At 61.5% G+C, this 9,679-nt stretch carries 10 protein-coding genes; 4 read left to right on the top strand and 6 right to left on the bottom strand.

Going from position 1 to position 9,679, the window contains the following annotated elements; all coding sequences use genetic code 11:
• Positions 1-341 precede the first annotated feature (341 nt).
• Together J0I64_RS05800 and rhaI are read left to right on the top strand one after the other, a co-directional pair.
• Complete coding sequence (locus J0I64_RS05800) at positions 342-2,438, top strand: bifunctional rhamnulose-1-phosphate aldolase/short-chain dehydrogenase (RefSeq protein WP_291406664.1); 2,097 nt, start codon at positions 342-344, stop codon at positions 2,436-2,438.
• A 177-nt stretch (positions 2,439-2,615) separates the two neighbouring features.
• Complete coding sequence (gene rhaI / locus J0I64_RS05795; protein ID WP_291406662.1) at positions 2,616-3,905, top strand: L-rhamnose catabolism isomerase; 1,290 nt, start codon at positions 2,616-2,618, stop codon at positions 3,903-3,905.
• Positions 3,906-3,966: 61 nt separating this feature from the next.
• Here rhaI and J0I64_RS05790 read toward each other — a convergent pair whose 3' ends face one another.
• Both J0I64_RS05790 and J0I64_RS05785 read right to left on the bottom strand, forming a co-directional pair.
• Entirely contained in the window at positions 3,967-4,428 is a 462-nt protein-coding gene (locus J0I64_RS05790) for a DUF5680 domain-containing protein (RefSeq protein ID WP_291406661.1), read from the bottom strand.
• 54 nt (positions 4,429-4,482) lie between these two features.
• Entirely contained in the window at positions 4,483-5,379 is an 897-nt protein-coding gene (locus J0I64_RS05785) for a LysR substrate-binding domain-containing protein (protein ID WP_291406660.1), read from the bottom strand.
• 122 nt (positions 5,380-5,501) lie between these two features.
• Here J0I64_RS05785 and J0I64_RS05780 point away from each other — a divergent pair, with 122 nt between their 5' ends.
• Together J0I64_RS05780 and ybaK are read left to right on the top strand one after the other, a co-directional pair.
• Complete coding sequence (locus J0I64_RS05780) at positions 5,502-5,702, top strand: hypothetical protein (protein WP_291406659.1); 201 nt, start codon at positions 5,502-5,504, stop codon at positions 5,700-5,702.
• Between the two features lie 37 nt (positions 5,703-5,739).
• Positions 5,740-6,213: a Cys-tRNA(Pro) deacylase gene (gene ybaK / locus J0I64_RS05775; RefSeq protein WP_291406658.1), complete on the top strand. Its 474-nt coding sequence runs from the start codon at positions 5,740-5,742 to the stop codon at positions 6,211-6,213.
• 166 nt (positions 6,214-6,379) lie between these two features.
• Here the strand turns inward: ybaK and J0I64_RS05770 are convergent, their stop codons facing one another.
• The 4 genes from J0I64_RS05770 to J0I64_RS05755 form a co-directional block, all read right to left on the bottom strand.
• Positions 6,380-6,526, bottom strand: a complete 147-nt coding sequence (locus tag J0I64_RS05770) for a DUF1127 domain-containing protein (protein ID WP_291406657.1) — start codon at positions 6,524-6,526, stop codon at positions 6,380-6,382.
• Positions 6,527-6,787: 261 nt separating this feature from the next.
• Positions 6,788-6,919, bottom strand: a complete 132-nt coding sequence (cydX, locus tag J0I64_RS05765; RefSeq protein WP_291406656.1) for a cytochrome bd-I oxidase subunit CydX — start codon at positions 6,917-6,919, stop codon at positions 6,788-6,790.
• 10 nt (positions 6,920-6,929) lie between these two features.
• Positions 6,930-8,075, bottom strand: a complete 1,146-nt coding sequence (gene cydB / locus J0I64_RS05760) for a cytochrome d ubiquinol oxidase subunit II (protein WP_291406655.1) — start codon at positions 8,073-8,075, stop codon at positions 6,930-6,932.
• Positions 8,072-9,673: a cytochrome ubiquinol oxidase subunit I gene (locus J0I64_RS05755; protein WP_291406663.1), complete on the bottom strand. Its 1,602-nt coding sequence runs from the start codon at positions 9,671-9,673 to the stop codon at positions 8,072-8,074. Before J0I64_RS05755 ends, cydB begins: the two co-directional genes overlap by 4 nt.
• Between the last annotated feature and the right edge of the window lie 6 nt (positions 9,674-9,679).

The raw sequence follows: 9,679 nt of genomic DNA, 5'->3' as shown, positions 1-9,679 counted from the left end.
AGCATCGAATGGCTGATCGCGTTCCGTTTCGTGCAAGGCTGATACTCCCTGAGTGCAGTGCTTTCATCAATCCCACGCAGAGTCAATCATCAACTTGCCATTTCCGATCATCTGCGCGCATGAATGACCGAACATGACTGTTTGCGATTGACAGCGTGTACCGTTCTATGGCCATGTCCGGCCAAATACCCCTTTGCCTGCCTCCAGCCCCTGGAAGCAACCACTCACATGACCGTCACTCCGGCTCGCCCCGAGAGGACGGTTTGTGAATGGGGCATAATTCGACCACCTGGCGCTTCACGCACCTGCTGAAGCGCATATACCTCTGGGAGGAAAAACCCATGTCCACCGCGCCCAAGCGCCTTGAAAACAAGTGGGACGACGCCAAGGCCGCGTCCATGACCGAGCCGGAGCGCCTGGTCTACCGTTCGAACATCCTCGGTTCGGACAAGCGCGTCACCAACCATGGCGGCGGCAATACCTCCTCCAAGATCATGCAGAAAGACCCTCTTACGGGCGAGATGGTCGAAGTCCTGTGGGTCAAGGGTTCGGGTGGCGACAGCGCCTCGATCAAGCTCGACGGCTTCTCGACGCTCTATATGGACAAGCTGCGCGCCCTCAAGGGTCTCTATCGCGGCCTCGAGCACGAAGACGAAATGGTGGGCTACCTGCCCCACGCGACGTTCAACCTGAACCCGCGCGCCGCTTCGATCGACACCCCGCTCCATGCCTATGTGAACCACCCCTACGTGGACCACATGCACCCGGACGCGATCATCGCCATCGCGGCCTCGAAGAATTCCAAGGAACTGACCAAGCAGATCTTTGGCGACACCATCGGCTGGCTCCCCTGGAAGAAGCCGGGCTTCGAGCTGGGCCTGTGGCTCGGCAAGTATTGCGAAGAGAACCCGAACTCGAAGGGCCTGATCCTCGAGTCCCACGGCCTCTTCACCTGGGGCGACTCCCCCAAGGAATGCTACGAAACCACCATCGGCATCATCAATCAGGCCATCGAATGGTTTGAGAAGGAAACCGAAGGCAAGGTGATTTTTGGTGGCGCCGCCACCCAGTCGCTCGATGCCGACGCCCGTCGCGCCGTCGCTGCCAAGCTGATGCCGAAGATCCGCGGCTTCATCTCCGAAGACAGCCACAAGCTCGGCCACTTCGACGACTCGGCTGCCGTGCTCGAATTCGTCAATTCCAAGAACCTGCGCCCGCTCGCAGCTCTCGGCACCTCCTGCCCCGACCACTTCCTGCGCACGAAAATCCGTCCGCTGGTCATCGACTTCGATCCGGCCAATCCGGACGTCGATGCCGTGATCGCCGGCCTTGATGCCCAGATCGCCGCCTATCGCGTCGACTACCAGGCCTATTACGATCGCTGCAAGCACGACAACTCGCCGGCTGTTCGCGATCCGAACGCCGTCGTTTACCTGATCCCGGGCGTCGGCATGCTGACCTTCGCCAAGGACAAGGCCACCGCCCGTATTTCCGGCGAGTTCTATGTCAACGCCATCAACGTGATGCGCGGCGCCTCGACCGTTTCGGAATATCAGGGCCTGCCGGAGCAGGAAGCTTTCGACATCGAATACTGGCTGCTTGAAGAAGCCAAACTGGCTCGTATGCCCAAGCCAAAGTCCCTGGCTGGCAAGATCGCCCTCGTCACCGGCGGCGCCGGCGGCATCGGCAAGGCCACGGCTGCTCGTCTCCTCCGTGAAGGCGCATGCGTCGTCATCGCCGACATCGACCAGACCGCTCTCGACAACGCTACCGCCGAACTGACCGGCGTTTTCGGTGCTGACTTCGTCCGTCCGGTGAACATCAACGTCACCAAGGAAGAGCAGGTCCTCGCCGGCTTCGCCCACGCCGTGGTCGAATTCGGTGGCCTCGACATTCTTGTGTCGAATGCCGGCCTTGCTTCCTCGGCTCCGATCGAAGACACGACGCTCGAACTCTGGAACAAGAACATGGACATCCTGTCCACGGGCTATTTCCTGGTTTCGCGCGAAGCCTTCCGCCTGTTCCGCCAGCAGAAGATCGGCGGCAACGTCGTGTTCGTCGCGTCCAAGAACGGCCTCGCCGCTTCTCCGAACGCGTCGGCCTACTGCACCGCCAAGGCTGCCGAAATCCACCTGGCTCGCTGCCTCGCCCTCGAAGGCGCGGAAGCACAGATCCGCGTCAACGTCGTCAACCCTGACGCCGTGCTGCGTGGTTCGAAGATCTGGGCTGGCGAATGGCTCGAGCAGCGCGCATCGACCTACAAGACCGACAAGGACGGCCTTGAAGAGATGTATCGCCAGCGCTCGATGCTGAAGCGCTCGGTGTTCCCGGAAGACATCGCCGAAGCCATCTACTTCTTCGCTTCGGAAGCCTCTGCCAAGTCCACCGGCAACATCATCAACGTCGACGCCGGCAACGCCCAGTCGTTCCCGCGCTAAGCAATAGGAAGAAGATACCCCTCACCCGTCTCGCGCTGTGCGCGATCCACCCTCTCCCGCAAGGGGAGAGGGGCGGTCCGGTGGCTCAGCGAACTCGGTCCTTCCCTTCTCCCCTTGCGGGAGAAGGTGCCCGAAGGGCGGATGAGGGGTATTCTTCCTCTGGGAGAGAGCAAAAAAATGACCGAACACATCATCGACGCATCCATCGTCGAAGCCGAAAACACCAAGCGCGAAGCCGATCTTCGTCGCGACTATGAAACCCTGGGCGAACGCCTCGACCGCCGCGGCGTCTCCATCGACGCCATCAAGGCAAAGGTCGCAAAGTTCTCCGTGGCCGTTCCCTCCTGGGGCGTTGGCACCGGCGGCACCCGCTTTGCAAAATTCCCTGGCGCCGGCGAACCGCGCGACATCTTTGACAAGATCGAAGATTGCGCCGTGATCGCCCAGCTCACCCAGGCGACCAAGACCATTTCGCTCCACATTCCGTGGGACAAGGCCGATCCGAACCGTCTGAAGCAGGCCGCAAGCCGCTTCAACCTCGGCTTCGACGCCATGAACTCGAACACGTTCTCGGACGCCAAGGGCCAGGTGCAGAGCTACAAGTTCGGCTCGCTCTCGTCCTATGACGCGGGCACCCGCAACCAGGCGATCGAGCACAATCTCGAATGCATCGAGATCGGCAAGACCATCGGCTCGAAGGCCCTGACCATCTGGATCGGTGACGGTTCGAACTTCCCCGGCCAGGTCAATTTCGCCGATCAGTTCGCGCACTACCTGGAATCCGCCAAGGCGATCTATGCCGCCCTGCCGGACGACTGGAACGTCTATACCGAACACAAGATGTACGAGCCGGCCTTCTATTCGACGGTCGTGCAGGATTGGGGCACCAATTACATCATCGCCAAGGAACTCGGCCCCAAGGCCCTGTGCCTCGTCGATCTCGGCCACCACGCCCCGAACGTGAACATTGAAATGATCGTCTCCCGCCTTGCCCAGTTCGGCAAGCTCGGTGGCTTCCACTTCAACGATTCCAAGTATGGCGACGACGATCTCGACGCCGGCTCGGTCGATCCCTACCGTCTGTTCCTCGTCTTCAACGAACTCGTCGACATCGAGAACCGCGACGCGAGCTTCCACCCGGCCCACATGCTCGACCAGAGCCACAACGTCACCGACCCGATCGAGTCGCTGATGCTGTCCGCTTCGGACGTGCAGCGTTCCTACGCCCAGGCGCTCCTCGTCGACCGTGCGACCCTCAAGGCAGCCCAGAACGACAATGATGCGCTGACCGCCACCCAGCAGCTGCGCCACGCCTTCCGCACCGATGTCGAGCCGATCCTGGCTCTCGCCCGCCTCGAAGCCGGCGGCGCCATCGACCCGCTCAGCGCCTACCGTGCCTCCGGCTACCGCGCCAAGGTCGCCGCAGTCCGTCCCGCCGTCGAAGGCGGCTCGGGCGGCATCGTCTGATCCCAAAACGCCTCTTCTGGGGAAACAAAGGTCCGGAACGCTGTTCCGGGCCTTTTGCTTTTCAGGGTTTTACAAACCCGCCAAAATAGTCGAGCGCGTAGGCCTCAATCCCTTCGACGAGGATCACCTCCCGCCCCTTGAACCAGCCCGCATTGCCCTCGCTCCTGTCGACATAGCGCCCGTGCGGCCCCTGCCAGTCAAAGCCGCCGAGAAACCGCCCCTCCCCATACATGGCTGTCAGCGCCGCCTTGATCGTTTCCCCGGCCCGCGTGCCGTCGATCAGGTCCGGACGCTTGATATAGCCGTAGTAACTCATGGCCCAGACCGGCTCGAGTCCACGCCAGAGTACTTCCTGGCCCAGAAAATCGGTGCCGCCGAAATAGCTATCGAGATAGCGCCATTCGCCATCGGCCCAGCTCAGGTCATGCGCCCCCGGCCGGCAGGGCGCGACCTTCTCGCCGCCCCCGACATAGGTTGCCGCCTTCGCCCGCACGACGGCGGCAGTCAATTCGTGGATATCCATGCCGATCCCCTGTGAGACTGAGGGGCAGCTAATCACGCCACGCGCCAGAACTTGTCAGGACGGTTCGCGCATGAAGGCCGTCGCCTCCAGCATCCAGTCGCGGAACATCCTGATCTTGGGCGCATTGCGTCGGCTTTCGGGGTAGACGAGGTAGTACCCGCGCCCGGCCGGAGCCAGAAGCGAAAAGGGCTGGAGCAACCGCCCTGAAGCGATCTCATCGCGAAACAGGGCCGGCGTCAGCATGGTCACGCCACGCCCAGCCATTGCCGCCGTGCCAAGCAGGCTTTGCCAGTTCATCAAGCTCATCGGCCGTCCTTCGGATGAAAAGCCCGGCACGCCCGCGGCAGCAAACCACATGGTCCACCACTCGTCCTGCGGATCGAGCATCGGCAGCTTCAGCAGATCCGCCGGTTCCCGCACGCCGCCAATACTCTCGGCCAATGCCGGACTGAGAAGCGGCGTAAAATCGGCCTTCACCAGCAGATGCGAGACCAGCCCCTTTTCGGGCGGCGCAGCCAGCGTGCGGATGCCGATATCGAATTCATCCGTAAGCAGGTCGACCATATTGCTGGTGCTGTCGAGCCGCACCGCAATATCCGGGTGATCCATCTGAAACAGCCCCAGATTCTGCGCCAGCCATTGGCTCGCAAAGGTCGGCACCGTGGTGATCGAGAGCAGGCCATCCACTTCGCCCCGCGTATCGGCAAAAGCCTCGCGCATGATTTCAAACGCCTGCCGCACCTGCGGGGCGAGGCTCGCACCCACTTCGCTCAGCGCAATCTGCCGCGGCTTTCTCAGAAACAGCGGCGCCCCAACGCGCTCCTCGAGCAGCTTTATCTGATAGCTCACGGCCGCCTGGGTCATGCCCAGTTCCTCTCCGGCCCGGGTAAAACTGAGGTGCCGCGCGACAGCCTCGAAGACGCGAACGGCACTGAGCGGAGGCAATGACATGGATAAAACCTCCTTATGCAGACTTGCCGAGCTTTAGTTGGATACTGCGCACAAAGAGGCGCATTTTGCGATCAACGTCAACCTGACAAGAGCACTGGCCATAAGGTCAGCGAATGTATGAAATGATCAGCATCCCGAGCTTTCTTGGTTTTCTCATGCCCTTGCCTGCTCTGCTCAGCAAGGACGGGACCGCGCCGCGCCGCCGCCGGGCAATCCATGCCCTGCACCTCTCGCCCTATATCCTGAAGGATGTCGGCCTCGATGAATTCGAAGGGCTCGCGCCGGACCCGCGCTGGGTACAGCGCCCCGATCTTGAGCGCTAAGGCTTGAGCTTTGCCGTGGGCGGGCTAAAACAGAGCCATGTCCAAGACCACGCCCGCCACGCAGGCCCTCATTAAGGCCGGTATCAGCTTCACCCTCGCCAATTACGACTATGACCCCAATGCCGAGCGCGTCGGGTTGCAGGCGGCCGAAGCCATGGGTGTGTCACCGGGCGAAGTGTTCAAGACGCTGATGGCCGAGCTCGACGGCAAGCCCATTTGCGCCATCGTGCCCTCCGACGAGGAGGTGAACATGAAAAAGCTCGCCGCTGCGCTCGGCGGCAAGTCCGCCCACATGATGAAGCCCGCCGACGCCGAACGTCTGACGGGCTATAAGGTCGGCGGCATCAGCCCCCTCGGCCAGCGCAAGCACGTGCCGACGGCGCTTGACGAAATGGCTCAGCTCTACGACGAGATCTTTCTCAACGGCGGCCAGCGCGGCCTGCAAATCCGCATCAAGCCGGACGACCTGGTGACCGCGCTCGATTGCGTGATCGCGGATTTGACGCGCTAGCCCGCTGGGGCTGGGAGCGACCTAACCCAAACTCGATGTGCCCCCTGGATGGGAAGGCCAGGAGGAGGTGGAGCCACACGCTCAAACACCTAAAAACCACCCTCCAGAAAAGACAAAAGGCGCCCGATTGGACGCCTTCATCTTAGCTACCGATTTTGCCTAAAACTTAGGCAGAGTAGGTGCCGCGAGCGATCGACTTGATATCACCGCGGGTGATGCCCAGGTCGTTCAGCTGGCGCGTGTCGAGCGAGTTGAGCTCGCGCAGGGTGCGCTGGTAACGGGCGAAATCGGCGATTTTCTTTGCAATGTTCATTTTGGTTCCCCTTCGTTTGATGACCTCTATGTAGACCGGAGGGGTCGTGATTAGTAGATGGTCAGTCTGCACATCCGTTATGCACTGCGCGCACACGGAACGGGCATATGGTTCATATTCGGTTTATGTAGTTTTAACCCTGCGCAACGCCCGATCGGCCACTGAAGGCACCCAACTCACTGATCTTGAAACAAAAAACCGGGCCCCACTCTCGCAGGACCCGGTTATTTCAATTTTTGACCAGATGGTCAGACCCATGCATTAGCGGGCGGTCGGTTCTCGCCCCTGCTCACGCGCTATGCGCCGGTCTTCCCGCATCTCGAACCACATGGCGTTCAGGATGCCGAAAGTGCAGGCAAGTCCGAGACCCAGGATCCAGGAAAAATACCACATCGTCTGTCTCCTAGTAGGCGTTGGGGTTCTTGTTGAGCGTCGTGGTGGTCACTGTGCCGCGCATGACGCGGAAGACCCAGGCGGTATAGAGCAGGATGATCGGCAGGAAGACCACGGTTACGAGCAGCATGACGAAGAGCGTCAGGTGGCTCGAGGAGGCATCCCACAGGGTCAGCCCGGCCTGCGGCAGCGTCGAAGACGGCAGCAGGAACGGGAAGAGCGAGAGGCCGGCCGTCGAAATGATGCCGAAGATGCCCACGCTGGCCGCCAGCAGTGCCGGTAGACCCTTGCGGGCGTTCAGGCTCAGCACCGCCAGCGCCATGCCGGCAAAGCCAAGCACCGGGGCGGCGATCATCCAGGGATAGGTGCCATAGTTGCTCAGCCATCCGCCGCGAACCAGTTCGACGGTTTTGGCCAGCGGATTGATCGGCGCATTGGGGTCGACGACGCTGGTGATGGTGTGCCCATCCATAAAGGCGAGCCACACGCCACCGAGCGCGAAGAGCACGATGGTGCCGAGCCCGGCCCAGATGCCAAGCGTGCGACCACGTTCGGCCAGCACACCCTCGGTCCGCCCGACGATCACAGCCGCCCCCTGGGTGGCAATCATCAACAGGCTCACAAGGCCGCAAAGCAGGGCAAAGGGCATCAGGAGCTGGAAGAAGTTGCCGGTGTAGAAGATGCGCATGGTGTCATCGAAGTGGAAGGGCGCGCCGAGCAGCACATTGCCCACCGCCACGCCGAAGATCAGCGAGGGCACGGCCCCACCGACAAACAGCGCCCAATCCCATACCGCCCGCCAGCGGGCGTCGGCGATCTTGCCGCGGAACTTGAACCCGACTGGCCGCAGGATCAGGGCCAGCAGGATCACGATCATGGCGAGATAGAAGCCCGAAAAGCTGACCGCATAGAGCGGGGGGAAGGCCGCAAAGATGGCGCCGCCACCGAGCACGAGCCAGACCTGGTTACCTTCCCAGGTCGGGCCGACCACGTTGAGCAGCACGCGCCGCCCGTCGTCGGTGCGGGCCGCGAAAGGCAGGAGAGCCCCTACCCCGAGGTCACGACCGCCCATCACGGCAAAGCCGATCAGCAGTACGCCGAGCAGCAGCCACCAGATGAGCCGCAAGGTTTCATAGTCGAGTGGAATGGTGCTCACGATCCGAGCTCCTTGGTCGCGTGGGTGGCAGGAAGGGCGGCGACCACGAAGTCGTCGACATCCGAACTATCGGCAAAGGCGTGATCCTTGGGCCCTGCCTTCACGATCCGCACCATCAGGACGATCATGATGATGAAGAGCACGGTGTAGAGCAGGGTAAAGAAGGTCAGCGAGATCACCAGGTCCCAGAAATTGAGGCCCGAGGCGGCATAGAAGGTTGGAAGCACGCCTTCCACCACCCAGGGCTGCCGCCCGAATTCGGCGATAAACCAGCCCGCCTCGATGGCGATCCAGGGCGTGGGCAGCAGGAAGAAGCTCAGCCAGAGCAGGTTCTTGTTGCTGTCGAGCTTCCCCACCGATGCCTTCCAGAACCAGAAGGCAAAGAAGGCGATGAAGAAGAAGCCAAGCCCCATCATGATGCGGAAGGTCCAGAACAGCGGCCACACGTCCGGCACGGTATCCTGTGCCGCCAGGGTGATTTCCGCGTCCGTGGCATTGCCCACATCCTCGCGATACTTCTTGAGCAGCAGGCCATAACCAAGGTCGGCCCAATGCTCGTCAAAGGTCGCGCGCGCTGCCTGGTCGGTGCCGTCGGCCCGAATGGCCTGCAGCGCGTCATAGGCGATGATGCCCGAGCGGATGCGCACTTCGGCGTGCTGAACCAGTTCGTCGATGCCCAGCAGTTCCTCGTCGAGCGAGCGCGTGGTGATCAGGCCACCCACCCACGGGATTTGGATCTGGAACTGCGGCGCCCCACCATCGGGACCGGGTAGCGCAAAGAGCGTCCAGGGGGCCGGCGCTTCTTCGGTGTGATAGCTGGCTTCAAGCGCAGCGATCTTCATCTTCTGGTGTTCGGTTGCGACATAGCCGCTTTCGTCACCCAGGACGACAACCGACAGCGCACCGGCAAGACCAAAGCTGGCCGCGACGACCATCGAGCGCTTGGCGATCTCCACATGCTTGCCGCGCGCCAGATAAAAGGCCGAAATGGCAAAGATGAAGACAGCACCGCAGACATAGCCGGCGCTGACCGTGTGCACGAACTTGGCCTGCGCGACCGAGTTGAACAGCACGGCCATGAAGTCGGTGACTTCCATGCGCATGGTGTCCGGGTTGAACTTCGAGCCCACCGGGTTCTGCATCCAGCCATTGGCGATGAGGATCCACAGCGCCGAAAGGTTGGTGCCGAGCGCCACGAGCCAGGTGACGACAAGGTGTCCGACCTTGCTCAGGCGATCCCAGCCGAAGAAGAAGAGACCGACAAACGTCGCTTCGAGGAAGAACGCCATCAGCCCTTCAATGGCGAGCGGGGCGCCGAAGACGTCACCGACATAGTGGCTGTAGTAACTCCAGTTCATACCGAACTGAAATTCCATGACGATGCCGGTGGCGACGCCCATGGCGAAGTTGACGCCGAAAAGCGTGCCCCAGAAAATCGTGGCCTTGCGCCAGATTTCGCGGCCGGTCATCACGTAGACGCTCTCCATGATGGCCATCAGGAATGACAGCCCGAGCGTCAGGGGGACAAAGATAAAATGGTACATCGCGGTTGCGGCAAATTGCCATCGCGAGAGTTCTACGACTGTCATGTCGATCATGGCAGG

This window comes from Devosia sp., assembly GCF_017307565.1.
Lineage (GTDB): Bacteria > Pseudomonadota > Alphaproteobacteria > Rhizobiales > Devosiaceae > Devosia.
This window is presented reverse-complemented; position numbering and strand designations above follow the sequence as displayed.